Source organism: Chitinophaga varians, assembly GCF_014529945.1.
In the GTDB taxonomy this organism is placed as follows: domain Bacteria; phylum Bacteroidota; class Bacteroidia; order Chitinophagales; family Chitinophagaceae; genus Chitinophaga; species Chitinophaga varians.
This window is the reverse complement of sequence record NZ_JACVFB010000002.1, coordinates 803569-827319: the sequence shown is the minus strand read 5'-3', so window position 1 is coordinate 827319 and position 23751 is coordinate 803569. Positions and strand designations below refer to the sequence as shown.

Below are 23751 nucleotides of genomic sequence, written 5' to 3'. Positions count from 1 at the left end.
ATCGTTTGATGTGACTATAAATCACGGACTTGCCGAAGCATGAATCCGTCAACTAATTTACGCTCTTTGCACGGAATATTCCTGCCAGATTATCTCGAAGCAGGCGCCGGTGGGCTGGTTGTCTTTCACCCAGATCAGGCCGTTGTGTTGTTCAACGATCTTGGCGGTGAGAAACAGTCCTAATCCCGAGCCTTTGGCTTTTCTGGTGTTTTCATTACCAAGGCGGTAGAATTTCATGAAGATGCGTTCCTTTTCCTCATCAGGCACTCCGGGGCCTTCGTCTGACACCTGTAATTTCAGGCGATGACCGGCTTCAAAGAGGCGTACGGTGATCGTGGATTGACGGGGAGCATATTTCACCGCATTTTCCACGAGATTGCTGAGGATGATTTGTAACATCAGCTTGTCACCCTCCAGCCACACATGTGGCAGAATATCTGCATTTATGACATGTGTCGCGATGCGATTGCGCAACTCCCGGATATTCCCTTCCAATAAGGCGGAGAAGTCGAGCGGTTCCTTAAACAGCTTATAGTTGTGGGTTTCCAGCTGTGCTGCCAGCAAAATGTTGTTACAGAGCTGGTCGAGCCGGTTGGTTTCCCGGATGGTATTATCTATCAGCTTGGCCTGCTTTTCCTCATCCAGCCTGTGTCTGCGGATGGTTTCCAGGTTCAGTTTGGCGGCAGCGATGGGTGATTTCAGTTCATGTGTCACGGCCATCATAAAGTTTTGCTGCTGCCGGCTGAGCTTCATGTATTTCCAGACCGCTCTATATACAAAGAGCGCGCCGAGCAGAATGATTCCTAAAAAAATGGCACCTTCCCCTACATATTTAAAAGATCGCATATGAGCGTCTTTTTCTATCCGTTGAAGCTCCAGCTGATGTTCTACCGGCTGGGCGAGGCTATCGATACGGAGGGAAAGGTTTTGTTTCTCGAACTGACTGATCTGTTCGCTTTGTCTGAACAGCAGCACGCCCCACCAGATGAGGGCGACGATAGTGTAAGCCAGTACCAGCAGGTAAATGAAGGAAACGGATTTTCCTTCCTGCATTTTATTAAAGAATTTTCTCATCATGGCCGTTTGCCGGCTTTCTCTATCCGCAGACCTATATTCATTACATGGGGGAGCGGGTTTTGCCGCATGTTTTGCTCAAATGTAAAATGATAGGTGCCTGGTTTGTTGAAGAGGGCTTTCTGCTGGATGAGGACCCGGTGTTCAAAAATATCATCGATACCGTTGCCATGCCACTTACCGTTGATATCTGCCAGCGGTAGTTCTACCCTTTGTTCTTTGGGAATACTGTCATTCGGATATTTGGTACCTATCAGCAGCCACATATTGCTGTAGGGATAGGCATCACTATGGCGTACATTCACATAAATATCAAACAGGGTAGCAGTATCTTCCGGCAGGATGTTCACATCGAAAGCAGGTTGGTAGCCGTAAGCCCAGTCATGTCCCGGTATCTCCAGGTTTTTTTCGTAGGCATCCATTTTAATCGGCTTGCAGGCTGCAGCCAGTAAAAGTAAACCTGCGGTTACCCCAAATAGTCTTTTCATATATGGTATACGCCTTACTATAAAACGTTTAATACTTGTTCTTTGGCTTTCTCCAGTTCATCTTTCATCAGTACTACCCACTGCTGGATACCGGCGTCGTTGGCTTTAGAACCGGTGGTATTGATTTCACGGCCGATTTCCTGCAACACAAAGCCCAGTTTTTTTCCTTTGGCCGGATCTTCATCTTTCAGGATCTCACGGAAGTAACGGAGATGGTTTTCCAGACGGGACAGTTCTTCAGAGATATCCAGTTTTTCCAGATAAAAAATCAGTTCCTGTTCCAGCCTGTTGCCGTCCACGTTCTCTTTCCCTACATGCTCTGCCAGCAGGCCTTCCAGGCGCTGACGGATACGGTCTTTCCGGAGCGGGTCCAGTTCGCGGACCTTCAATGAATATTGTTCGATATTATCAATGCGTGTTTGCAGGTCTGTCTTCAGCATCTGACCTTCATCCTGACGATGGATATCCAGATCAGTAAGTGCTTCCCTCAGCGTGTCTTCCACATCCTTCCACTCTTCCGGCGTTAACTGGTCGGTGGATGGGGTTACCACTTCCGGCAGCTTCATCAACACATTCAGCATGTCGCCCTGTGGCAGCTCCAGCTGGTTGGCCAGCATCGTGATAGACTGGTAATAATATTTGGCCAGGTCTGTGTTAATCACAACCGGCCGCGTAGCACCATTCTGACGAATGTTGATGCTGACATCCAGTGTCCCGCGTTGCAGCGTTTGTTGCATCAGCGAACGGATGTCAAACTCGTAGGGCTTTAACAGGGGCGATATTTTCAGGTTCACCTCAAATTGCTTTCCATTCAGCGATTTGATTTCCACCACGATACTTGTTTCGCCTCTCGCGCTTTCTGCCCTTCCGAAGCCAGTCATTGATTTCAGCATAATAGATATTTGTAGGCAACAAACCTAGTTAAAATTTGTGGATTTGCTAATATTGACAAGTGGTTATTTGATATTTCCCACAGCCAACGCGCAGGGGAAATGGAGATAAATCCGCATTCAACATCTTAGCCCGGGACTTGAGCCCCGGGAACATTAAAATAATCAAATCCCTTCAAATCAGGATACCTGCAGGCGGAGTTTTTTATAAACGGTATTGCGGCTCAACTGAACCATCTCTCCGGGTTGCATGCCTTCTATGGTGATTTCTTCCATCCGGTAACGGACAAGCCTCAACGTAGGAAAGCCGGTGGCGGCTGTCATCTTACGCACCTGTCTGTTCTTTCCTTCCTGTAATATCAGCCGCAACCAGGGCGCCGGAATATTCTTGCGGAAACGGATAGGAGGGTTGCGCGGTGGCAGAAAAGGTTCTTCAGAAAAAATCTCGGCAAAACAGGGTTTCGTATGATATATCTTTCCGTCAACCGTAATATCTACCCCCTCCTTCAACTGATGCACGGCCGTATTCGTCACCGCCCCGTCTACCTGCACCCAGTATTCCCGTTCATGCGCATATTGCGGCATTAGCAGCCTGTTATTCAACGACTTGTCATTTGTCAACAACAACAGCCCCTCGCTGTCATAGTCCAACCGCCCCACCGGATACACGTCCCGGGGCACTTTAAAGTAATCTGCCAGGCAGGATTTGTTCCCTTCCGGGGTAAACCGGGACAGCACCTCATATGGTTTATAAATTACATAATAATTTAACGACACGACCGCATTTGCTTTGGTTAAGGAGCTGTAAATTAGTACTTTTGCAGATTGATATGGGTAGCACAATACAAAATCCTGCTTGCCAACATTGCAAGGACCGTTTTTCCTCCGTTTTCTGCAAGGCGGAACAGTGCAATCTGGAACAGATTGACCAGGCCAAAGTATGCTCCGTCTACAAAAAAGGCCAGGTGATCTTCCACGAAGGCGCCTATCCTTTTGGTGTCTACTGTATCAACGACGGGAAAATAAAGCTCTCCCACAGCGGCGATGATGGTCGCGAACAAATCATCCGCCTGGTAAAAGCCGGTGATATCATGGGGTATAAAGCACTGCTCAGCAACGAGCGCTATACCGCCACCGCCACCGCATTGGAAGATTCTTCCATCTGCTTCGTACCAAAAGACCTTTTTATGAGCATCCTGCAGAAAGATGCCTCGCTTTCTTTTGAAATGATGCGCATTCTCTCCAGCGAACTGCGCAAAGCCGAGCTTAAAATCACCCACCTCGCCCAGAAACCGGTGCGGGAAAGACTCGCAGAAACCCTGCTCTTCATCAAAGAAACCTACGGCGTGGAAGAAGATGGCCATACCCTCAGCGTCCGCCTCTCCCGCGAAGAAATCGCCAACCTCGTAGGCACCGCTACCGAATCCGCTATCCGCCTGCTGTCCGAATTCAAAAAAGACGGCATGATAGAACTGGAAGGTAAAAAAATACGCCTCCTCGATCTCCAGCAAATCGTTAAAACCGCCAACCTTCAGGACTAGCCGCCGTTTCAGCCAGGTACTGACAAATATCATACGCAGACTTGATACATATCATTCCACAGGGATGGGGGTACCGGTACTTTTGTAACATCAAAAATACCATCCATCCATGCATCCATATGCTATTATTAACTTTCACGAACTGACACCCGCCGCACTCTGCGACGTGATAGCCAGCAAGTTCCATCAACCCATAGAACGTACCGCGGAAGAAGTTATGGCCTGGTTTAACCTGGAAAGGCAGGACGACCCAACTGCCCCGGCCACCGCAGATCTCCAGCAACTGCTGTTTGGTAAAATGCAAACCGAAGTATCACAACTGATGCGCAAGGAAACCACGCTCATCTTCCCGGTCATTCGGAATGCCACCATCCATAAGAAAGGCCGCAAAAGCCTGAAACCCACGGCCTATGACAGCATCAGGCTATCGTTCGAAAAAATTATGCTGCTGCTTCAGAAACTACGCCAGGTAACCGGCAACTACCTGCTGCAAGGCCACTGGAGCCCCGCTTATAAAATATGCCTCAGTGACATATACACCGTTGAGCAACTGCTGCAACAGTGGCACTATATCGCACAAAACATCCTGTACCCGGCCGTACTGCCTGCCAACACCATCATTATCCATCAGGATGAAATTCTTAACACCGTAAGCATCGACTAATCATGGCTACCTATTCTGACGTACAAGTAACCTGCTACCACTGCGGGGAAGATTGCCACCACCAGGACATCACCATTCAGGATAAAACTTTCTGCTGCGAAGGCTGTAAACTGGTCTACGAGATACTAAACCAGTACGACATGTGCGAGTATTATAACCTGAACGACAAACCTGGTGTAAATCAACGTATTACTGTCAGAAAAGATAAATTCGCCTTCCTGGAAGATGAAAAAATACAACAACAGCTGATTCAATTCAGAGACGAAAACCAAACGCATGTCAGTTTCTATATCCCGCATATACATTGCAGCTCCTGCCTCTGGCTGTTGGAAAACCTCCACCGGCTCGATAAAGGCATACAACGTGTAACCGTCAACTTTACAAAGAAAGAAGCGCTGATAATTTTCTCCGAAACACAAACCTCCCTGCGGCACGTGGCGGAAGTGCTTACTGCTATTGGTTATGAGCCCTACATCAGCTTGCAGGACCTTCAGCATAAAAAGCCCGGTATCAAACGTAATCTTATCTATCAACTGGGCGTAGCGGGGTTCTGTTTTGGCAATATCATGCTGCTCAGTTTTCCGGAATATTTTACGGGCAGCGGCCACACCGATGCCGGCATGAACCGGCTTTTTCAGTACATCAATCTCGTACTGGCGTTACCGGTATTTTTCTACAGCGCACAGGTGTTCTTCAAATCTGCCTGGAGTGGCCTCAAACACGGATTCCTGAATATCGACGTGCCCATTGTGCTCGCCATCGTTGTTACTTTCATCCGCAGCGTAGTGGACGTAACACAGGGTCAGGCCGGGTATTTTGATTCCATGTCCGGCATCGTGTTTTTTATGCTGATAGGCCGTATCCTGCAGGACAAAACCTATCAGGGCCTGTCTTTCGACCGGGACTATACCGCGTATTTCCCTATAGCCGTCAGCGTTATACGAGACGAAAAAGAGATACCCACCGCCTTGCCCGATATTAAAACAGGAGATACCCTGCTTATCCACAACAATGAACTGGTGCCCGCAGACGGCATCATCGTGAGGGGGAAAGCGCTGATCGACTACAGTTTCGTCACCGGAGAAGCCACGCCCGTTAATAAATCCATGGGAGAGATCATCTACGCCGGTGGCCGGCAACTGGAAGGCAACATCGAAATCCTGACGATCAAGGAAGTTGCACAAAGTTATCTTACCAGTCTATGGAACCGCGATGAGCTGAAGAACAAAGAAGAAAAACACGTGTCTTTTGTGCATCTGCTGGGACGCAACTTCACCTGGGTAGTGTTGCTCATTGCTGCATTAAGCGCCACCTACTGGGCATTGCACGATCCGTCCCGTATATGGCCTGCCGTTACCGCCATCCTGATCATCGCCTGTCCCTGTGCGTTATTGCTGGCCTCTTCTTTTACCAACGGACATATACTTCGTATCCTGAGCAGGCATCAGCTCTATCTCCGCAATGCCCAGGCTATCGAGAATCTGGCCAATACCACGCACATTGTGTTCGACAAAACCGGTACACTCACCGGCAAAACCGGCAGCGACGTCAAATATTATGGTGATACGCTCAGTCCTTTTCAGGAGAGCATGATCGCCAGTCTCGCCACACAGTCCACCCACCCGCTCAGCAAAGCTGTTGCCGCGTATTGCAATACGCATACGTTTATGCCTGTAGGAGAATTCCGCGATATCCCCGGCAAAGGGGTATCCGGTTGGGTAGAAGGCAATTTCCTCCGGCTGGGCAACGCTGAATTTACCGGCGCTTACCGCAAAGAAGAAATAGATGGCAGTATTGTATACCTGTCTGTCAACAATAAGGTGACGGGACTGTTCACCATTCATAATAATTACCGCAGCGGTATCCGGCCGTTGCTGAAACAGTTGCAGCCACAGTATCCGATGTCAGTGCTGTCTGGCGACAATGACCGGGAAGCCATGAACCTGCGCAGGCTCATGGGCCATGAGGCCACTTTACTGTTTGAACAAAAACCAGCGGATAAACTGGCTTATATCATCTCTCTGCAACAACAGGGTAAAAAAGTAATGATGATAGGGGACGGGCTCAATGACGCCGGCGCGCTGAAGCAAAGCGATATCGGCATCTCCCTCACAGAAGACAGCAACAACTTTACACCCGCCAGCGACGGCATCCTCGAAGCCAGACAACTGCCGTTATTGTTATCTTTTGTCCAGCTGTGCAAAGCCAACAAACGCATTATCCTGGCCAGTTTCATTCTCTCCCTTGCCTACAACATTACCGGCCTTTACTTCGCCGTACAAGGGATCCTCTCTCCGCTGGTGGCCGCGATATTAATGCCCGCCAGTTCTATCAGCATCGTGCTGATGACTTTCCTGCTCAGCGAATGGCAGGGCAAAAAGCTTGCGGGCAAAGCATCAGGAGAAATGTCTGACAAAAATCATATTCCTGATTGAGCAATATCATTGCAGTGCCTCACGGTTGCTGCTACCTTTGCTATCAACACAACATACACACCGTGAAATCTTAAAAGCGCCAGTATTAAAGCCCGATTGAAATGGATGTACGGGCAGCCTGAAAGCAAGGCTGCCTGTGCATAACGGGCGATCTATGCTTTGTCTGATTTGCACACACCATGATTTTATGCTGATGAAGACCATGAATGTTTTACAGGAAGAGGGAACCGGAAAAGTAACCAGCCGGTTGTTGCTGAAAAGCAGAAGAACAGAAGCGACCCTCATCATCATGCAACAGGGACATCAGATCCCTCCGCATGTTTCACCTGTAGACGCCATGGTAGTGATACTGGAAGGGAAAGTGGCTTTTATGCTGAAAGACGAAGTAACGGTGCTTGAAACAGGTGATGTGCTGACATTCGGTGCCAACGAGAAACATGCCTTGCAAGCTTTGGAAACAACCCGGTTTTTACTGGTAAAATAATACTGTTATGAGCGTAATTATTCTTTTACTTGGCGCCAGCCTCGCAGTAGCAGCAGGCTTCCTGGCCGCCTTCATCTGGTCGGTAAAGAACGGACAGTTTGAAGATGATTTCTCTCCTGCACACCGTATTCTCTTCGAAGATAAGAAAGATAACACCAACGAATAAACGCGAACAAGCCATCTATTTAAGCAACAATAAACAGCACTATGTCTCTCGAAAAATTTTATTACGACAACCGCACGGTAAAATGGTTTGCCTACGCTTGTATGTTCTGGGGGCTGATCGGTATGCTGGCAGGGCTCTGGGCAGCCCTTACGCTGGTAATGCCGGAGCTTAACCTGGGTTTCGCCCCTACTACCTTCGGGCGTCTCAGGCCCGTTCACACCAACGCCGTGATTTTCGCCTTCGTAGGTAATGGCATTTTCATGGGTGTTTACTACTCGCTGCAACGGTTATGTAAAGCCCGTATGTTCAGCGATCTGCTGAGCAAGATCCACTTCTGGGGATGGCAGGCGATCATCGCCGGTGGCGCAGTGACGCTTTTCCTGGGATACACTACCGGCAAGGAATATGCGGAACTGGAATGGCCATTTGATATAGCCATCACCGTTATATGGGTGGTATTTGGCGCCAACATGCTGGGCACTATCCTTCGTCGCCGCGAATCTCACCTGTACGTGGCCATCTGGTTCTATATCGGCACCTGGGTAGCCATCGCGATGTTGCACATTATCAACTCTTTCGAGTATCCGATGTCGCTGTTTAAAAGCTATAGCTGGTATGCCGGCGTACAGGACGCACTGGTACAATGGTGGTATGGCCACAATGCGGTGGCTTTCTTCCTCACCACGCCTTACCTCGGCCTTATGTACTATTTTGTACCTAAAGCGGCCAACAGGCCGGTATATTCCTATCGCTGGTCTATCATCCACTTCTGGTCACTGATATTTATCTATATATGGGCTGGTCCTCACCACCTGCTGTACACCGCACTGCCTGAATGGGCGCAGTCCCTCGGCACCGTGTTCAGCGTAATGCTGATAGCACCTTCCTGGGGTGGTATGCTCAACGGCCTGCTTACGCTGCGCGGCGCATGGGACCGTGTAAGGGAAGACGCCATCCTCAAATTCTTTGTGGTAGCGCTTACCTGCTATGGTATGGCCACTTTCGAAGGGCCGATGCTGTCTCTCAAAAATGTGAACGCTATCAGCCACTATACCGACTGGACCATCGCACACGTACACGTTGGCGCGCTCGGCTGGAACGGATTCCTGACTTTCGGTATCCTCTATTGGATGATCCCGCGCATCTTCTCTACACAGCTGTACTCCCGCAAATGGGCCAACACCCACTTCTGGATTGGTACGCTCGGCATCATCTTCTACGTAATACCGCTGTACTGGGCTGCCTTCACCCAGAGCATGATGTGGAAACAGTTTACCGAAGAAGGACAACTGAAATACCAGTTCCTCGAAACCGTAACGACCATCGTTCCCATGTACGCCCTGCGCGCCTTTGGTGGCCTGCTGTATGTAAGTGGTCTGGTGCTCATGGTGGTGAACCTGTACAAAACTATCCGCCGCGGTGCTTTTGTGGCCGATGAAGCAGCCGAAGCAGCACCGCTGCCGAAAGTGATCCCTACTCACGGTAAAGCACACTGGCACAACTGGATTGAACGTCGCCCCATTCAACTGGTGGTATTCAGCCTCGTGGTGGTAGCGGTAGGAGGTATCCTCGAAATGGTGCCGACCTTCCTTGTGCGCAGCAATATCCCTACTATCAGCAGCGTGAAACCATATACACCGCTGGAACTGCACGGCCGTGATATCTATATCCGTGAGGGCTGTTATACCTGTCACTCCCAGATGATCCGTCCTTTCCGTGATGAGGTGGCCCGTTATGGTGAATACTCCAAAGCAGGCGAATTTATCTACGATCACCCGTTCCAGTGGGGGTCCAAACGCACCGGTCCGGACCTGGCCAGAATAGGAGGTAAATATCCTGACAGCTGGCACTATAACCACATGCTGGACCCAACGTCTATGTCTCCCGGCTCTATCATGCCGCCGTATCCCTGGCTGTTTGAAGAACGCATCGACAGAAGCAAAACACCCGCGATGATCAACGTGATGCGCAAACTGGGTGTGCCTTATGCAGATGGTTATGAAAAACAGGCCCTCGCAGATCTGGATAAACAGGCCAACAGCATTGCTGCCGCCCTGGAGAAAGACAAACTGCCTGTAAAAGCAGACCGTGAAATTGTAGCGTTGATCGCTTATCTGCAACGGATGGGTAAAGACATTAAAATGGCGCCGGCAGAAAAGCCCGCTACCGCGGATGCCAGCACCGGAAGCACTACCAAAAACGATTTTTAGTCAACATAAAAACACAGGATCATGAAGTTCATTAATTATCTGGAATCAATTGCCGGTGTCAGCATCTACCCGATGGCTTCTCTGCTGATCTTCTCCATCTTCTTTGTTTTTGCCGCCTTCTGGGCGTTCCGGGCAGACCGTAACATGGTGGACCAGATCAGCCGCATCCCTTTAGATAATGATGAAACCCAAAGCCTATAAACGATATATATGAAAAGGAAGCTATTATATACACTCAGCGGCAGCTTGTTATGCAGTCTGTCCGCGCTGGCCAACGGTCCAAAGCCACCGTCCGAACTGAAAGATCCGGTAGCGCTGGTGCTGCTGACGGTTATCATCGGGCTGGTACTGGTGATCGCCATCCTGGGCAATGCGGTGGTAGGCGCGATGGACCTGTATCGTGAAAGAATGAAAAGGGAAGCGGCCAAACTTCCGGCCATCCTCATCCTGGTAACGCTTACCCTGGCAGCCAGTCTGCCGGCAAACGCTACCAGCGTGGCGCCGGAGCCATCCGCTTATTACACGCCATTATCACAGTCCTCCCTATACCTGTTAGTTTCCATTGTTGTGCTGGAAATCGCGGTGATCATCTCCCTGCTTTTTGTGCTGCGCTTTCTGGCCGGCATCAAAAGTAAAAGCAAACGCAGGGCAGCAGCGCACGCAGCAGATCCGGCCAAACCACGGATCTCCTGGCTGGAGAGAATTAACAACACCAGGACCCTGGATGCTGCGACCGAAACAGAAGAAGACATGGGCCATGATTTCGATGGAATCCATGAGCTGAACAATCCCACACCGCCCTGGTGGAAGTGGGGCTTTATCTTCAGCATCTGTTTCGGCGTAGTATATTTCTGGCGCACGGAAATATCCCACTCAGCCCCTAATCAGCTCCAGGAGCTGGCCATGTCGGAAGAGAAAGCCGCCATCGCCAAAGCGGAATACCTGAAAAATGCCGCCAACAATATTGATGAAAACAACGTGAAAATGATGGACAACGCGGATGATCTCGCGGCAGGCGGAAAGATTTTCGTCGCCAGTTGCGCGCCGTGCCACGGTCCTCAGGGACAAGGCGTGGTAGGCCCCAACCTCACCGACGACTACTGGCTGCATGGCGGTAAAATCAACGAAGTATTTAAAACCATCAAGTACGGTGTGCCCGACAAAGGGATGAAAGCATGGCAGGAAGATTTCTCACCGAAACAACTGGCCCAGCTGGCCAGCTTCGTGAAATCCATCCACGGCAGCAACCCGCCCAATCCAAAAGAACCACAAGGAGCAAAAGAATAAAGTCATGGCCGATAGCAATACGTTCAGAGATAGTTTAGCCACAGTTGATAAGCAGGGAAAGCGCAACTGGATATTCGCGCAGCAGCCGAAAGGACGCTACTATAATATCCGGAGCTTCCTCAGCATCTTTTATTTTAGTGTTTTTTTCAGCCTGCCGTTTATATCCATAAATGGCAGGCCTTTATTCCTTCTCAATGTAGTAGAAGGCAAATTCATCCTGTTCGGTGCTATTTTCTGGCCTCAGGACTTCTTTATCTTTGGTCTGGCCATGCTGGCCTTCATCCTCTTTATTGTATTATTCACCATGGCCTTTGGCCGGCTTTTCTGCGGATGGATGTGCCCGCAGACCATCTTCATGGAGATGCTCTTCCGCCGGATAGAATACTGGATTGAAGGAGATGCCGCTGCGCAGCGTATGCTGGCCAAACAACCATGGAACACCAATAAAATCGTTCGTAAAACCGCCAAACACCTCGTTTTCTATGCGCTGTCTTTTCTGATCGCCAATATATTCCTGGCTTATATCATCAGCGCCAAAACACTCGGCAAGATCATTACAGCACCTTTGTCTGAACATACCGGCGGCTTTATCGCCATCCTGGTGTTCTCCGGTGTGTTCTATGGCGTGTTCGCCTTCATGCGTGAACAGATATGCACCATTGTTTGTCCTTATGGCCGCTTACAGGGCGTATTACTGGATAAAAACTCCATCCTCGTAGCCTACGACTACGAAAGGGGAGAACCCCGCGGAAAATTCCGCAAAGATGATTCCCGGGCCATCGGTGATTGTATCGATTGCGCCCAGTGTGTGAAAGTTTGTCCCACCGGCATCGACATCCGCAACGGCACCCAGCTGGAATGTGTGAACTGCACCGCCTGCATCGATGCCTGCGATCATATGATGGACAAAACCGGTCGCCCCCGCGGACTGATACGTTATGCTTCCGAAAACGGCATTGCGCAGAAAGCGCCGCTCCGTTTTACACCAAGGCTGCGTATCTACACCGGTATCCTCACCCTGCTGCTCAGCGCTATTGTGTTTATGCTCGCCAGCCGCAAACCTGTCAGTGGTACCATTATGCGCACCGCTGGCATGCTATACCAGGAACGGGGCACCGACAGTATCTCAAACCTCTACCGTATTAAACTGATCAATAAAACCACTGCTGAAATACCCCTACAGCTGAAGCTGGAAGATGAACCGGGACATGTGGAAGTAGTGGGTAAAAGTACCATCACCGTAAAAGCAGAAGGACAGGGAGAAGGCACGTTCTTTATCATCGTACCGAAAAAGGCGCTGCATAACCGGAAATCCACCCTTTATATCGGTCTTTATGAAGGCGATAAACGGATTATCCGCATGCGCACCACCTTCCTGGGGCCTGTACAATAAACTTTATATCATTTAAATCATACCATCATGAACTGGGGACATAAAATCATCATCGTGTTTGTTCTTTTTGCGATCGGCATCCTGACGCTGGTCACCAAAAGCATGCGCACTAAAATAGACATGGTCACCAAGGATTATTACGCAGAGGAACTGAAATATCAGCAGGTACTGGACGGGAAAAAGAATGCCGGCACGCTCTCATCTCCGGTAATGATATCTCAGCAGTCAGAAGGTATTGCCGTTAGCTTTCCACAGGAACTGCACGGTACCGGTATCACCGGTAAGATAAAATTTTACCGTCCTTCTGATGCCGGCATGGATGTGGAAATGCCCTTGCAGCTCAACAGCGACGGTATGCTGGTGATCAATCGCCAGCTGTTCCGCAAAGGCAATTACCTCGTAAAGGTGCAGTGGGAAAATGGCGGCAAACCATTTTATCAGGAAGAGAGCTTTCACATTAACTAACCAGTCATGATAGGCGCACTTATTCTCGGTTTCCTGGGCAGCTTTCACTGCATCGGTATGTGTGGCCCGATAGCGCTTACGCTACCGGTGCAACACCTCGAAGGAGCGAAGAAGCTGGCAGGCGTCCTGCTGTACAATGCCGGCCGTATCACCACTTATGCCTTGCTGGGAATGATCTTTGGCTGGGTGGGCCGGCAATTGTACCTCGGCGGATTACAGCAATGGCTGTCTATCGGTATCGGTATCCTCCTGTTGTTGATCGTACTGCTGCAATATACCGGCATATACCGGTCAAAAGGTGGTCATCTCCCGGGGATCTATCTCTCTAAAATAAAATCAGCGCTGGGTGCATTATTGCGTCAGCAGCGGTTTAGTACCCTCTACGGCATTGGTGTGCTGAACGGTCTGCTTCCCTGCGGTCTGGTATACCTGGCTATCGCGGGTGCGGTGGCTACCGGCGCCACCTGGAAAGGCAGTCTTTTTATGGCCGCTTTTGGTGCAGGTACCCTGCCGGCGATGATGACCGTCACCTGGTTCAGCCACCTGGTGAGCATCGGAGTACGCAACCGCATACGTTCACTCATCCCTTTTGCTGTAGGTATAATGGGCATCCTGCTTATTCTGCGGGGCCTCAACCTCGGCATACCCTATATCAGCCCTGTGATGTCTGCCCACAGTGAAAAAGTGGTAGAACGTTGTTGTCATAAACCTTAATGATCATGGACCTTATCCGCAAATACAATATCGCAGCTCCCCGGTACACCAGTTATCCAACAGTGCCTTACTGGGATGAGAACACATTTAACCTGCAGGCATGGAAGACGTTGCTGAAAAAAGCATTCCAGGCTACCAACAACAAAGACGGTATTAGTATTTACATCCACCTGCCGTTCTGTGAAAAACTTTGCACCTATTGTGGCTGCAACAAACACATTACGGTCAATCATGCCGTAGAGGTGCCCTACATACAGGCAGTGCTGCAAGAATGGGAGATGTACGTGGCCGCTTTTGAAGGCAAGCCCCGCATCCGGGAGATACACCTCGGTGGTGGCACCCCTACCTTTTTTAGTCCGGAAAACCTCACCATGCTGCTGCAGGGTATCTATCAGCATGCGGAATTACTGCCGGATGCTTCCCTTGGCTTCGAAGGACATCCGGGCAATACCACGCCTGCCCATTTGCAGACGTTATACGATCTCGGCTTCCGTCGTGTCAGCCTTGGCATACAGGACTTTGATCCAAGGGTACAGGAAATCATCAACCGGCTACAACCTTTCGAGATGGTGGCCCAAGTGGTGGAACACGCCAGAAAAACCGGCTTCACGGCGATCAATTTCGACCTGATATATGGCCTCCCGTTGCAGACCACCTGCGGTATGCAGGACACTATCGACAAGGTGATGTTGTTAAGGCCCGACAGGATCTCTTTTTATAGCTACGCCCATGTTCCCTGGATAAAAGGAGTGGGACAACGCCGTTACACGGAAGCCGATTTGCCGAAAGACGAAGAGAAAAGACGGTTGTATGAACTCGGCAAAATGCTTTTTGCAAAACGTGGTTATACGGAGATCGGTATGGACCATTTTGCGCTGCCGGGAGATGAGCTGTTTGTTTCCGCAGAGAAAGGAGAACTGCATCGTAACTTCATGGGATACACGGTTTCCCATACAGCATTGCTGGTGGGATTAGGCGCTTCTTCCATCGGAGATAACGGCGATGGCTATGTACAAAATGAGAAGCAGGTAGCCGCTTATCAACAGCGGGTAGCTACCGGGGAATTCCCCATCGTCCGCGGACATATCCTCAATGAGGAAGACCAGTTGCTGAAAGGACATATCCGTGATCTGATGTGCACTTTTGAAACGAGCTGGCGTAAGGCGGACACACAATGTGATGCAGTGACAGAAGGGCTTCAGCGCCTGCAGGAGCTGGAGAGAGACGGACTGGTGGAAGTAGTGAAGAACAGTGTAGTGGTGACTGCAAAAGGACGCCCTTTTATCCGCAATATCTGTATGGCATTTGATGCCAGGTTGTGGAGAAAACTGCCCGAAAGCCAGTTGTTCAGCAAAGCCATATAACTTCATCGGGAAAAAATGGGGAGCAAAGGATACTTAATCGTGTTTTTGCTCCCTTTTGTCTTTTTCCGGAGATGGGGGAGCAGGAGATAAAATGACCCGTAAAAGGATGATGTGAAGAAGAACAAGTAAAGAGGAAAAAAATAGTCGTCGGCTGTAACACTTGCTGACAAAGGGTTTCAGCGGCAATAAAAAAAGTCTGACCGTTGGAACAATCAGACTTTCTTATTATGTGAATGGGTTAGTAAGTACAGGGAAACAAAATTCCCTACACAATATTAAAAAGAATTTCATGACAAAAGAAAAAATTTACAAAAAATTTTATTCACACTACTAAAATAATTGTGGATAACAGCAGTCTGAAACTTTCCGGTTATCGTTATTACCCCCTCCATATTTTGTTTATTGCTTTCCCCGATTTACTACCTTTGTTGCACTTAAACATTATTCAATAACTCAGATCATATGAAGTTTGAAGCACCCGTTGCAGTAACGGAAATCGCTGCATTCATAGGCGCAGAGCTGGTAGGCAACAGCCAGCTGATGGCTACCGGCCTCAATGAAATACATAAGGTAACACCAGGGGATATATCTTTTGTAGACTTTGAAAAATACTATAACGCCAGTCTGCAATCTGCCGCGACCATCATCATCATCAACAAAAAAGTGGAATGCCCTGAAGGCAAGGCGCTGTTAGTACTGGAAGATCCATTCAGTGCATATGTAAAACTGGTGAACCGCTTCCGTCCATTTGAACCAGCAACCAAAGCAATCAGTGATTCAGCCGTGATCGGTGAAGGTACCATCATACAACCTAACGTATTCATTGGCAATCATGTGCGCATCGGTCGCAACTGTCTGATACATCCTAACGTAACGATTTATGACCACGCTGTTATCGGTGACAATGTGATCATTCATGCCGGCACGGTACTCGGTGCAGACGCGTTTTACTTTAAGAAAAGAGCCGACAGAGAGGTGATATACGACAAGCTGGTAAGCTGTGGCCGGGTGATCATCGAAGATGATGTGGAAATAGGCGCCGGCTGCACTATCGACAAAGGTGTAAGTGGTGATACCATCATCGGCCGGGGCACTAAACTGGACAACATGATCCACATCGGTCACGGTACCGTAATAGACAAAAACTGTCTCATTGCTGCCCAGGTTGGTATTGCCGGTAAAGCACATATCGAAGACAACGTCATTCTGTGGGGACAGGTAGGCGTCAACAAAGACCTCACCATCGGTAAAGGTGCAGTGGTATTGGCGCAAAGCGGTGTACCCAGCAGCCTCGAAGGCGGTAAAGTATATTTCGGTTACCCGGCAGAAGTAGCGAGTGAAAAAAGAAGAGAGCTCGGCTGGGTAAAACGTATCCCTGAAATCTGGGACAAAGTAAAATCCCTTTAATTAATTACGAATGATGAATTACGGATGGCGAATGGGGGTTTTCCTCTTCGTAACCGTCAATTCGTCATTCGTAATCCGTAATTCGTCATTCATGAAAAAGCTACTGTTTCCCTTTCTCTTTCTCCTGTCCTGTACTACTGCCAAACAACCCACTACCTCTGCTCCGGCGAACAACCTGTACAGCCAGGCACAGGAATGGCCGGTAAAGGTGAACGATGGCTGGCTTTCCGCCAAAACCATTTCCTTCGGGCTGTATACTACCTCCTCCCGTAAAAATGGCGTGGCCGAAACCATGGGCAGCTTCATCAAAGATCCCAAGACCCCTTTTAACTTCTACGTCAACGGTAATGATGAACACATCCTGGTACAAACGATGAACACCACCCGGATCGCCTTCAGCAATCGCGATTTACCGGCCGTTTTAAAAGACCTTGATGGTAGTACGACCCTTTCGTACACCCTGATCAACGGGACCAAAAATGAGCCGCTGAAACGCTGGGAAATGATATTAAAATCACCCGGTTATCTGGAGCTGAACAACAATAAACCAGCCGGTATTCTCCGATGTGCAGACACAGATATCCGCATTACGGCACATAACCGTTACGGCAAGGTCAATTCGTACGAAAAAGTGTGTTTTGAATTTCAGTATCGCGGGCAGCCGGTAGCAGCAGTTATCCCCGGTGAAAAGCCTCGTGTATGGGTCAGCAAAGAAGCTCCGGCAGAAACGGCCAAAACGCTGGCAGCAGCTATTGGCGCGTTGTTATTGAGATAAAATATCAGTTGCGGGATGCCAGGAAAGCGGTAGCTATTTCCCGGATGGTTTCTTCCAGCGGACGGAAGTTGAATGCCGGCAGCGCGGTCCGTATTTTCTGGTTGTCGTAGTACACCTTCAGCTGTGCCGTACGCGCCGTTTCTTTGGTCACTACCGGATGTTTGCCGGTCAGCAACCCCTTAATTTTTTCGAGCCGCCACACGACTTCCGCCATCCAGGGTTTGGCGGCGATATGTGGTGGCTTTTTACCCAATGCATCGGCCATCGTGGTAAATAACTGCCGGTATCCCCAGTTGTCGGCCGACAGGATGAAACGTTCGCCGCTCACGGAGCTGTCCATCAGCAGGATCATGGCTTTTACCACATCCAGCACATCAACAAACCCGTTCACGCCTTCGGTATAATAAGGAAATTCTTTCCAGGCATTCTTCAGTAAAGTACCGGAACCTTCGTCCCAGAAGCCGGCGCCCAGTATGATCGATGGGTTTACAATCACGGCATCCAGCCCTTCAGCGATGCCTCTCCACACTTCCATCTCACCCTGGAACTTACTGATGCTGTAACGGGAATTATTGGGGCTCTCTTCCCATTCACAATCTTCATCAATGGCCGCCTGTTCCCTCGCTCTGCCAATGGCAGCTACCGAGCTTACATACAACAGCTTTTCCACCCCGGCATCCAACGCCATATTCACCACGTTGGCCGTACCTTCTACATTGATCTTCATGAGATTGGCAGCATGGCCTGGCTGAAAAGACACCACAGCGGCACAGTGATACACCTGGGTAACGCCCTGCATGGCGTCTTCCAGTGCTCCTACGTCCAGGATATCACCCTGTACCCATTCGATCTTTCCGGAAAGGTCCTGCAACCGGGGAGAAGGGGCTTTGCGGTAAAGGGCTCTCACAGGTTTACCTGCTGCGACCAATGACCGAATCAAATAACTGCCTAAAAAACCTGTTCCGCCGGTGACTAAAATCATGAAGACTAATTCGTTTACTTATAGAGGCCCAAAATTAACTAATGATTTCCGTGATTTGAGCGATTCTCCGGATTTTATAACTGTTAAAGTTTACTGCTCATACCGGTAGAAGCCGAGGCCCGTTTTACGGCCCAGCCTTCCATCCTCTACACGCTGTTCCTGCAGGGCATTGGGCCTGAAGCGGGGCGCTTGCTGAAAGGCATCGTACAGCGACCGGGTCACGGCCAGATTAATATCATTACCGATGAGGTCCATCAGTGCAAAAGGCCCCATCCGAAAACCAGCATTTTCCAGCAGCTGATCAATGGTGCTGAAATCAGCTACCCGCTGTTCGGCCAGCAACATCGCCTCCAGATAGTAATGCCGGGCTACCCGGTTCACAATAAACCCGGGAGAATCTTTTACGCTTACCGGCACTTTACCCATCGACTTCGCCAGCTCATAAACACGATTGGCTGTTTCAGGAGATGTTTGTTCACCGCTCACTACCTCCACCAGCTTCATCAGATGAGCGGGATTAAAGAAGTGCATGCCGGCCACCCGTTGAGGATGAGGAAGCGTGGCTGCGAGCGTGGAAACAGACAGGGAAGAGGTGTTCGACGCAAAGATGGTATCTTCTCCGTTAATGGGAGCCAGTTGGCTGAACAGGGATGTTTTAGCCGCCATATCCTCCACAATCGCTTCGATGATCACATCCGCCACACAAAGGTTTATATCGCTGATAAAAGTAAGCCGTTCAAGGATGGCATCCTTCTCTTCTGCTTTAAGCCGCCCTTTTTCCACCGCAGTGGCAAGGCTTTTGGTGATCTGTGCCTGCGCTCTTTCCAGCCCTTCTGGGCGGATATCAAACAGGACCGTCTTGTAACCACTGGAAGCCGCTACCTGGGCTATACCGGCACCCATGGTACCAGCGCCGCATACAGCAATAGAGTGTTTCATCAGGGAATTTTTTTCATATAGTTATCTAATCATTCCATCATTTAAAATGCAGCGATGATCATACTTTGTTTCGGTGATCTCCGCTGCATTTTAAATAAAAAAATAGCTAAATAAGCCAATATTCTAAACCGTTCCTTCAAATTGTCCGAGGAAACGGGTATCGTTTTCAGAAAACAGGCGCAGGTCTTTGATCTGGTATTTCAGCATGGTAATACGTTCGATACCCATACCGAAAGCGAAACCGGTGTATTTCTCCGGATCAATACCGCAGTTGGCCAGTACTTTGGGATGTACCATGCCGCAACCGAGGATTTCTACCCAACCGGTGTGTTTACATACAGAACAGCCGGTGCCGCCACAGATAAAGCAGGAGATGTCCATCTCAGCGCTGGGCTCTGTGAACGGGAAGTAGGAGGGACGGAAACGGATACCGGTATTTTCGCCGAAGAACTCTTTCACAAAGTGATAGAGCGTCTGTTTGAGATCGGCAAAAGAAACGTTTTCGTCGATATACAGTCCTTCTACCTGATGGAAGAAGCAGTGCGCACGGGCAGAAATTGTTTCGTTACGGTATACCCTTCCCGGGCTGATGATGCGGATAGGCAGTTTGCCTTCTTCCATCACCCTTACCTGAGCAGAGGATGTTTGGGTACGCAGCAGCCAGTCAGGATTTTTGCTGATAAAGAAAGTATCCTGCATATCACGTGCAGGGTGATTTTCCGGGAGATTCAGCGCGGTGAAGTTATGCCAGTCATCTTCGATTTCCGGGCCTTCTGCGATCGTGAAGCCCAGCCGTTCGAAGATGCGGATGATTTTGTTCCGCACCAGGCTGATAGGATGGCGGGTACCCAGCCGGTGAGGGGCCTGTGGCATCGTATAGTCAACATCCTGATGATTGTCGCCAGCAGCTTCTTTCAGCGCTGTAAACTCTTCATAGCGGGCTTCTGCCAGCTGCTTAAATTCGTTCAGGATCTGTCCAAACTCTTTCTTGCGATCGTTGGGGACCTGTTTCATTTCTCCGAAGAGGGCCTTCACAAGACCTTTGGTACCCAGAAATTTTATCCGGTACTGCTCCAGATCGGCCGCATTGGCAGGCGTAAAAGCCGCTATTTCCTGTTTATAGGCTGCTATTTGCTGTACTAACTGTTCCATAAACAACAAAGATAAGCGATAATGCTAAAATATCAGCTTATAACCAACCCCACGAATATTAACGATCTGGACGCGGGTGTCGTCCTTCAGATAGCGCCGTAACTTGGTGATAAAAACGTCCATACTGCGGGCATTGAAGAAGTTATCATCGCCCCAGAGGTCCATCAGCACGGCCTTCCGCTCCATCACCTCATTTTTGTTGTCATACAGCCGGCGCAGGATCTCGGCTTCCCGGTGGGAGAGGAACTCGGTGGCATTGTTACGGCTCAGGGTCTGCTTGGCATAGTTGAAAACATACTGGCCAATCACCACAGAACCTTCTTCCATCTCCTTCACGGCCGGATGGTCGCTGAAGCGCTTCAGCAACGCTTTGATCCGTACGATCAACTCGTCCATGCTGAACGGCTTTTTGAGGTAATCGTTGCCCCCCAGCTCAAACCCTTTGACCACGTCTGCTGTCTGCGATTTAGCCGTCAGGAAGATGATGGGGGTGAATTTATCCTGCTTTCTGATCTCTGCCGTAACCGTAAAGCCGTCCATATTCGGCATCATGATGTCCAATACCACCACATCGGGCCGCTCCTGCTGATACAGGCGCAGTCCTTCCTTACCGTCTTCTGCATACAACATCTCAAATCCACGGGTTTCCAGGCTGTCTTTAACAATCTGGCCTAGCTGCCATTCGTCTTCTATTAATAATACTTTTGCCATATCATTTTTTTTGTTCCCAGAGCTAAAGCCCCGGGCTACGTTGTATGTATGTTTATCAGGAACAGCGCACCAGGGATGCCTTCAGCCTATCAATAACGAAACACTCCTGACAAAGCAACTTCCTCTCATTGCAACCCAGGGCTTCAGCCCTGGGACAACGGGATATTGATGGTAAATTCTGTCCCCTTGTCAGGTTCGCTATGCACCCGGATGGTGCCACCATGCATTTCCACGATCTTCTTCACATAACTCAGCCCCAGCCCAAACCCTTTCACATTATGCAGATCGCCGGTAGGTACCCGGAAAAACTTATCAAAGATATTCTCCTGATAAGCCCGTGGGATACCGATGCCGTTGTCCCTCACCTTTATCTTCAGCATCCCGTTTTCTTCGCTGCAGCGGATATACAGCTGTACCTGCTCCCCGGAATACTTGATGGCATTGTCCACGAGGTTATTGATGGCGTTAGACAGGTGGGTCTTGTCCACATAAACAGTAGGACGGGTCAACTTGTTGTCGTACCGCACCTGCAGCATCTTAGTGGCTTTCAGCTGATGGTTCGTCAGGATGTTATCAATCACTTCGTTCAGGTCTGTTTCCTCTCTGAACAAGTCGAAGTCTTCTTTCTCTTCCGCAGCGATATGCAGTACTTTTTCCACGAGGTCTGACAGGCGTTGCAGCTCATTTTTGGATATATCCAGGTAAGTCTGCGTTTTACGCTGGTCGTTCAGTGCATTGAAGTTCTGTAATGCCTCTACTGCCGCAGACACGGTTGCTATCGGTGTTTTCAGTTCATGGGTCATGTTGTTGATAAAGTCGTTCTTCACCTCTGACAGCTTTTTTTGTTTGAGGATGGTACGGAGCATATACACAAAACACAATACCGTCAGCACCAATAGTGCCAGGGAGCTGACCAGTGTCCAGAGCATCTTCTGCAGAATAAACTGCAGCGGAGACTCGAAGCTGGCCTGCACAAACAGATTGCTGGCAGGATTAAAAGGTATCTTGGAGGTTTGTCGCGGCTCTCTTTTGCGGATGCTGTCGCGGAAGCTCTCTCTTTCAAAACCACTGTAGCTCAGGTGGAAGGTATCCAGTTTGTACGGGGTGGCTATCTGGCGGTTATGTAATTCAGCACGGAAGATGGAGTCCAGTTTTTTGAGATTGGCGCTGTCGTTATGGTTATTATTGGCGATCAGGATTTCGGAGATCTGGCGGGCGAGCGTATCAACATAGTAGCGAACGTTTACGTCTCCTTTGAGGCTATCCGGTGGAGGAGGCCCTGGCGGCTTGTCGCCCGGATGCCACCGGTGCCGGTCTACCCGCACCATCACCATACGGCCGCTGTCTTTTGTCCTGTTGTAATAACGATAGCTGCGCATGTCCGGGAACTGCCGGTGCACATCGGAGAACTGTTTATTAAATACCGCTGTCCGCAAGGCATCATTGATTTCCTTGCTGAACTGTTCCTGCCGGATGCGATAGGAATTGTACACCCAATATCCCTGGAAAAGGAAGATTCCCAGAATACAGCTGCACATGAGGATAAGGATGTTTCGGATTCTTTGCCGCATCAATCATATTTATATCGTTACAAAACTATCCATTCCGGCGCTAAAGGGGCGAAATCCTTAACAATAATTAACAGTAGATAAGCCTATTTAACGCTGGTAGATAATCTTTAACAGTAAATAACAGTAAATAAAGGTTTTTAACGCAAAAAGAGGCCGGGAAGCGGGATTTTTGTTGATAAAATCAGCAACCATGAAAGGTATATCCCGAATCATTATGAGTGCAGCCCTTGTGCTGCCTTTCACACAGCCGCTGCTGGCGCAGCAGTCAGGCACTATTGTTTACGAGGTGACTGCTAAAACAGACCCGGAGCGGATGCGCGGGTTCCAACGCGGTGGTGGTGACGGTGATGAGGCGCCCCAGATCCCTGATGTGATCACTTTTAAACAAACCCTTACTTTTAATAACGGTCATGCTAAACTGGCTACCGAACGACCCGATTTCGGCAATGGCGGCGGCCGTGGTGGCTGGGGTGGCAGAGCCCGCAGAGATACCGCCAATGCTCCCGCGCAAGGGCAGGGCCAGGGGCCCGGACAACGCAGAATGGGACCAGGCATGGGCATGATGGGCCGTGGCAATGCACAATACTTCGATCTCGCCAATAAAAAGATCCTTCATGTTTTCAGCACCTTCGGCGATGACCGCAAAACATATTATGCTGAAGAAGACTTTATCGTTGCCGCTGATACCAAAGCCAGCGACAAGACAAAGAAAATAGCAGGTTATACCTGTAAAAAAGCCACTATCAAGCTAAAAGACGATACCTATACCGTATGGTACACCACGGAACTGCCGTTCAGCTTTTCTCCCATTAACGGATTATTGCCGGAAGCCAACGCAGTGGTACTGGTGGCCGAAGGCGGCAGACGGGCCTTTAATGCCACCAGCGTGACCCTGCAACCCGTAACAGACACCGATCTTACCATCCCGGCAGGAGCGGAAAAAATCAGTCAGGAACAAATGCGGGATATCAGACAACAGGAGATGGAGAAATTACGTAAGCGGCAACCCCAAATGTAAAAATTCATCCTATCTTACCTT

General features: G+C 49.4%; 24 protein-coding genes. 15 read left to right on the top strand and 9 right to left on the bottom strand.

Annotation, left to right across the window (positions count from 1 at the left end; all coding sequences use genetic code 11):
* Positions 1 to 57: 57 nt before the first annotated feature.
* The 4 genes from ICL55_RS11220 to ICL55_RS11205 all read right to left on the bottom strand — a co-directional run bounded on the left by ICL55_RS11220 (position 58) and on the right by ICL55_RS11205 (position 3229).
* Positions 58 to 1074 (bottom strand): sensor histidine kinase, encoded by a 1017-nt coding sequence (locus tag ICL55_RS11220; protein ID WP_188097051.1) that lies wholly within the window; start codon positions 1072 to 1074, stop codon positions 58 to 60.
* The gene (locus tag ICL55_RS11215) at positions 1074 to 1562 is read right to left on the bottom strand and encodes a gliding motility lipoprotein GldH (RefSeq protein WP_188097049.1); all 489 of its coding nucleotides are present in this window, start codon (positions 1560 to 1562) and stop codon (positions 1074 to 1076) included. The genes ICL55_RS11220 and ICL55_RS11215 overlap by 1 nt, the downstream gene beginning before the upstream one ends.
* Before the next feature lie 17 nt (positions 1563 to 1579).
* Positions 1580 to 2455, bottom strand: coding sequence for a YicC/YloC family endoribonuclease (locus ICL55_RS11210; protein ID WP_188097047.1), 876 nt, complete (start codon positions 2453 to 2455; stop codon positions 1580 to 1582).
* A gap of 177 nt (positions 2456 to 2632) precedes the next feature.
* Positions 2633 to 3229, bottom strand: coding sequence for a pseudouridine synthase (locus ICL55_RS11205; protein WP_188097045.1), 597 nt, complete (start codon positions 3227 to 3229; stop codon positions 2633 to 2635).
* A gap of 41 nt (positions 3230 to 3270) precedes the next feature.
* Here ICL55_RS11205 and ICL55_RS11200 point away from each other — a divergent pair, with 41 nt between their 5' ends.
* From ICL55_RS11200 to ICL55_RS11135, 14 genes are all read left to right on the top strand, one after another.
* Positions 3271 to 3993: a Crp/Fnr family transcriptional regulator gene (locus ICL55_RS11200; RefSeq protein WP_246496218.1), complete on the top strand. Its 723-nt coding sequence runs from the start codon at positions 3271 to 3273 to the stop codon at positions 3991 to 3993.
* 109 nt (positions 3994 to 4102) lie between these two features.
* Positions 4103 to 4657 carry a hypothetical protein gene (locus ICL55_RS11195; protein ID WP_188097043.1) on the top strand — a complete coding sequence of 185 codons (555 nt, stop codon included), beginning with the start codon at positions 4103 to 4105 and terminating at the stop codon, positions 4655 to 4657.
* 2 nt (positions 4658 to 4659) lie between these two features.
* Positions 4660 to 7092, top strand: coding sequence for a heavy metal translocating P-type ATPase (locus ICL55_RS11190; protein ID WP_188097041.1), 2433 nt, complete (start codon positions 4660 to 4662; stop codon positions 7090 to 7092).
* A gap of 154 nt (positions 7093 to 7246) precedes the next feature.
* Positions 7247 to 7576: a cupin domain-containing protein gene (locus ICL55_RS11185; RefSeq protein WP_188097039.1), complete on the top strand. Its 330-nt coding sequence runs from the start codon at positions 7247 to 7249 to the stop codon at positions 7574 to 7576.
* 7 nt (positions 7577 to 7583) lie between these two features.
* The gene (gene ccoS, locus ICL55_RS11180; protein WP_188097037.1) at positions 7584 to 7742 is read left to right on the top strand and encodes a cbb3-type cytochrome oxidase assembly protein CcoS; all 159 of its coding nucleotides are present in this window, start codon (positions 7584 to 7586) and stop codon (positions 7740 to 7742) included.
* A gap of 41 nt (positions 7743 to 7783) precedes the next feature.
* Positions 7784 to 9952, top strand: a complete 2169-nt coding sequence (gene ccoN, locus ICL55_RS11175; RefSeq protein WP_188097034.1) for a cytochrome-c oxidase, cbb3-type subunit I — start codon at positions 7784 to 7786, stop codon at positions 9950 to 9952.
* A gap of 21 nt (positions 9953 to 9973) precedes the next feature.
* The gene (locus tag ICL55_RS11170; protein WP_168808603.1) at positions 9974 to 10153 is read left to right on the top strand and encodes a CcoQ/FixQ family Cbb3-type cytochrome c oxidase assembly chaperone; all 180 of its coding nucleotides are present in this window, start codon (positions 9974 to 9976) and stop codon (positions 10151 to 10153) included.
* 9 nt (positions 10154 to 10162) lie between these two features.
* A complete protein-coding gene (locus ICL55_RS11165) occupies positions 10163 to 11239 on the top strand; it encodes a cbb3-type cytochrome c oxidase N-terminal domain-containing protein (RefSeq protein ID WP_188097032.1) in 1077 nt (358 codons plus the stop codon).
* A gap of 4 nt (positions 11240 to 11243) precedes the next feature.
* Positions 11244 to 12632, top strand: coding sequence for a cytochrome c oxidase accessory protein CcoG (gene ccoG, locus ICL55_RS11160; protein ID WP_188097030.1), 1389 nt, complete (start codon positions 11244 to 11246; stop codon positions 12630 to 12632).
* 27 nt (positions 12633 to 12659) lie between these two features.
* Positions 12660 to 13097, top strand: a complete 438-nt coding sequence (locus ICL55_RS11155) for a FixH family protein (RefSeq protein ID WP_188097028.1) — start codon at positions 12660 to 12662, stop codon at positions 13095 to 13097.
* 6 nt (positions 13098 to 13103) lie between these two features.
* Positions 13104 to 13811 carry a sulfite exporter TauE/SafE family protein gene (locus ICL55_RS11150; protein WP_188097026.1) on the top strand — a complete coding sequence of 236 codons (708 nt, stop codon included), beginning with the start codon at positions 13104 to 13106 and terminating at the stop codon, positions 13809 to 13811.
* A 5-nt stretch (positions 13812 to 13816) separates the two neighbouring features.
* Positions 13817 to 15175 carry an oxygen-independent coproporphyrinogen III oxidase gene (hemN, locus tag ICL55_RS11145; RefSeq protein WP_223151415.1) on the top strand — a complete coding sequence of 453 codons (1359 nt, stop codon included), beginning with the start codon at positions 13817 to 13819 and terminating at the stop codon, positions 15173 to 15175.
* A gap of 462 nt (positions 15176 to 15637) precedes the next feature.
* Complete coding sequence (locus ICL55_RS11140; protein WP_188097023.1) at positions 15638 to 16582, top strand: UDP-3-O-(3-hydroxymyristoyl)glucosamine N-acyltransferase; 945 nt, start codon at positions 15638 to 15640, stop codon at positions 16580 to 16582.
* A gap of 91 nt (positions 16583 to 16673) precedes the next feature.
* Complete coding sequence (locus tag ICL55_RS11135) at positions 16674 to 17357, top strand: hypothetical protein (protein WP_188097021.1); 684 nt, start codon at positions 16674 to 16676, stop codon at positions 17355 to 17357.
* A 4-nt stretch (positions 17358 to 17361) separates the two neighbouring features.
* Here ICL55_RS11135 and ICL55_RS11130 read toward each other — a convergent pair whose 3' ends face one another.
* The 5 genes from ICL55_RS11130 to ICL55_RS11110 form a co-directional block, all read right to left on the bottom strand.
* Positions 17362 to 18339, bottom strand: coding sequence for an NAD-dependent epimerase/dehydratase family protein (locus tag ICL55_RS11130; protein WP_188097018.1), 978 nt, complete (start codon positions 18337 to 18339; stop codon positions 17362 to 17364).
* Between the two features lie 90 nt (positions 18340 to 18429).
* A complete protein-coding gene (locus ICL55_RS11125; protein ID WP_188097016.1) occupies positions 18430 to 19278 on the bottom strand; it encodes a 3-hydroxyacyl-CoA dehydrogenase family protein in 849 nt (282 codons plus the stop codon).
* Between the two features lie 123 nt (positions 19279 to 19401).
* On the bottom strand, positions 19402 to 20430 hold the full coding sequence (gene pheS, locus ICL55_RS11120) for a phenylalanine--tRNA ligase subunit alpha (protein ID WP_188097014.1): 1029 nt from the start codon (positions 20428 to 20430) through the stop codon (positions 19402 to 19404).
* A 24-nt stretch (positions 20431 to 20454) separates the two neighbouring features.
* Positions 20455 to 21141, bottom strand: a complete 687-nt coding sequence (locus ICL55_RS11115; protein WP_188097012.1) for a response regulator transcription factor — start codon at positions 21139 to 21141, stop codon at positions 20455 to 20457.
* A 143-nt stretch (positions 21142 to 21284) separates the two neighbouring features.
* Positions 21285 to 22712, bottom strand: coding sequence for a sensor histidine kinase (locus ICL55_RS11110; RefSeq protein ID WP_188097011.1), 1428 nt, complete (start codon positions 22710 to 22712; stop codon positions 21285 to 21287).
* A 214-nt stretch (positions 22713 to 22926) separates the two neighbouring features.
* Between ICL55_RS11110 and ICL55_RS11105 the strand changes: the two genes are divergently transcribed.
* Positions 22927 to 23730 carry a GLPGLI family protein gene (locus tag ICL55_RS11105; RefSeq protein ID WP_223151414.1) on the top strand — a complete coding sequence of 268 codons (804 nt, stop codon included), beginning with the start codon at positions 22927 to 22929 and terminating at the stop codon, positions 23728 to 23730.
* Positions 23731 to 23751 lie beyond the last annotated feature (21 nt).

Excerpts from the sequence above, each read along its gene's own strand:
- ICL55_RS11220 (WP_188097051.1), bottom strand. The coding sequence starts at position 1,074 with ATGAGAAAATTCTTTAATAAAATGCAGGAAGGAAAATCCGTTTCCTTC.
- ICL55_RS11215 (WP_188097049.1), bottom strand. The coding sequence starts at position 1,562 with ATGAAAAGACTATTTGGGGTAACCGCAGGTTTACTTTTACTGGCTGCA.
- ICL55_RS11210 (WP_188097047.1), bottom strand. The coding sequence starts at position 2,455 with ATGCTGAAATCAATGACTGGCTTCGGAAGGGCAGAAAGCGCGAGAGGC.
- ICL55_RS11195 (WP_188097043.1), top strand. The coding sequence starts at position 4,103 with ATGCATCCATATGCTATTATTAACTTTCACGAACTGACACCCGCCGCA.
- ICL55_RS11190 (WP_188097041.1), top strand. The coding sequence starts at position 4,660 with ATGGCTACCTATTCTGACGTACAAGTAACCTGCTACCACTGCGGGGAA.
- ICL55_RS11185 (WP_188097039.1), top strand. The coding sequence starts at position 7,247 with ATGCTTTGTCTGATTTGCACACACCATGATTTTATGCTGATGAAGACC.
- ccoS (WP_188097037.1), top strand. The coding sequence starts at position 7,584 with ATGAGCGTAATTATTCTTTTACTTGGCGCCAGCCTCGCAGTAGCAGCA.
- ccoN (WP_188097034.1), top strand. The coding sequence starts at position 7,784 with ATGTCTCTCGAAAAATTTTATTACGACAACCGCACGGTAAAATGGTTT.
- ICL55_RS11170 (WP_168808603.1), top strand. The coding sequence starts at position 9,974 with ATGAAGTTCATTAATTATCTGGAATCAATTGCCGGTGTCAGCATCTAC.
- ICL55_RS11165 (WP_188097032.1), top strand. The coding sequence starts at position 10,163 with ATGAAAAGGAAGCTATTATATACACTCAGCGGCAGCTTGTTATGCAGT.
- ccoG (WP_188097030.1), top strand. The coding sequence starts at position 11,244 with ATGGCCGATAGCAATACGTTCAGAGATAGTTTAGCCACAGTTGATAAG.
- ICL55_RS11155 (WP_188097028.1), top strand. The coding sequence starts at position 12,660 with ATGAACTGGGGACATAAAATCATCATCGTGTTTGTTCTTTTTGCGATC.
- ICL55_RS11150 (WP_188097026.1), top strand. The coding sequence starts at position 13,104 with ATGATAGGCGCACTTATTCTCGGTTTCCTGGGCAGCTTTCACTGCATC.
- hemN (WP_223151415.1), top strand. The coding sequence starts at position 13,817 with ATGGACCTTATCCGCAAATACAATATCGCAGCTCCCCGGTACACCAGT.
- ICL55_RS11140 (WP_188097023.1), top strand. The coding sequence starts at position 15,638 with ATGAAGTTTGAAGCACCCGTTGCAGTAACGGAAATCGCTGCATTCATA.
- ICL55_RS11135 (WP_188097021.1), top strand. The coding sequence starts at position 16,674 with ATGAAAAAGCTACTGTTTCCCTTTCTCTTTCTCCTGTCCTGTACTACT.
- ICL55_RS11130 (WP_188097018.1), bottom strand. The coding sequence starts at position 18,339 with ATGATTTTAGTCACCGGCGGAACAGGTTTTTTAGGCAGTTATTTGATT.
- ICL55_RS11125 (WP_188097016.1), bottom strand. The coding sequence starts at position 19,278 with ATGAAACACTCTATTGCTGTATGCGGCGCTGGTACCATGGGTGCCGGT.
- pheS (WP_188097014.1), bottom strand. The coding sequence starts at position 20,430 with ATGGAACAGTTAGTACAGCAAATAGCAGCCTATAAACAGGAAATAGCG.
- ICL55_RS11115 (WP_188097012.1), bottom strand. The coding sequence starts at position 21,141 with ATGGCAAAAGTATTATTAATAGAAGACGAATGGCAGCTAGGCCAGATT.
- ICL55_RS11110 (WP_188097011.1), bottom strand. The coding sequence starts at position 22,712 with ATGCGGCAAAGAATCCGAAACATCCTTATCCTCATGTGCAGCTGTATT.
- ICL55_RS11105 (WP_223151414.1), top strand. The coding sequence starts at position 22,927 with ATGAGTGCAGCCCTTGTGCTGCCTTTCACACAGCCGCTGCTGGCGCAG.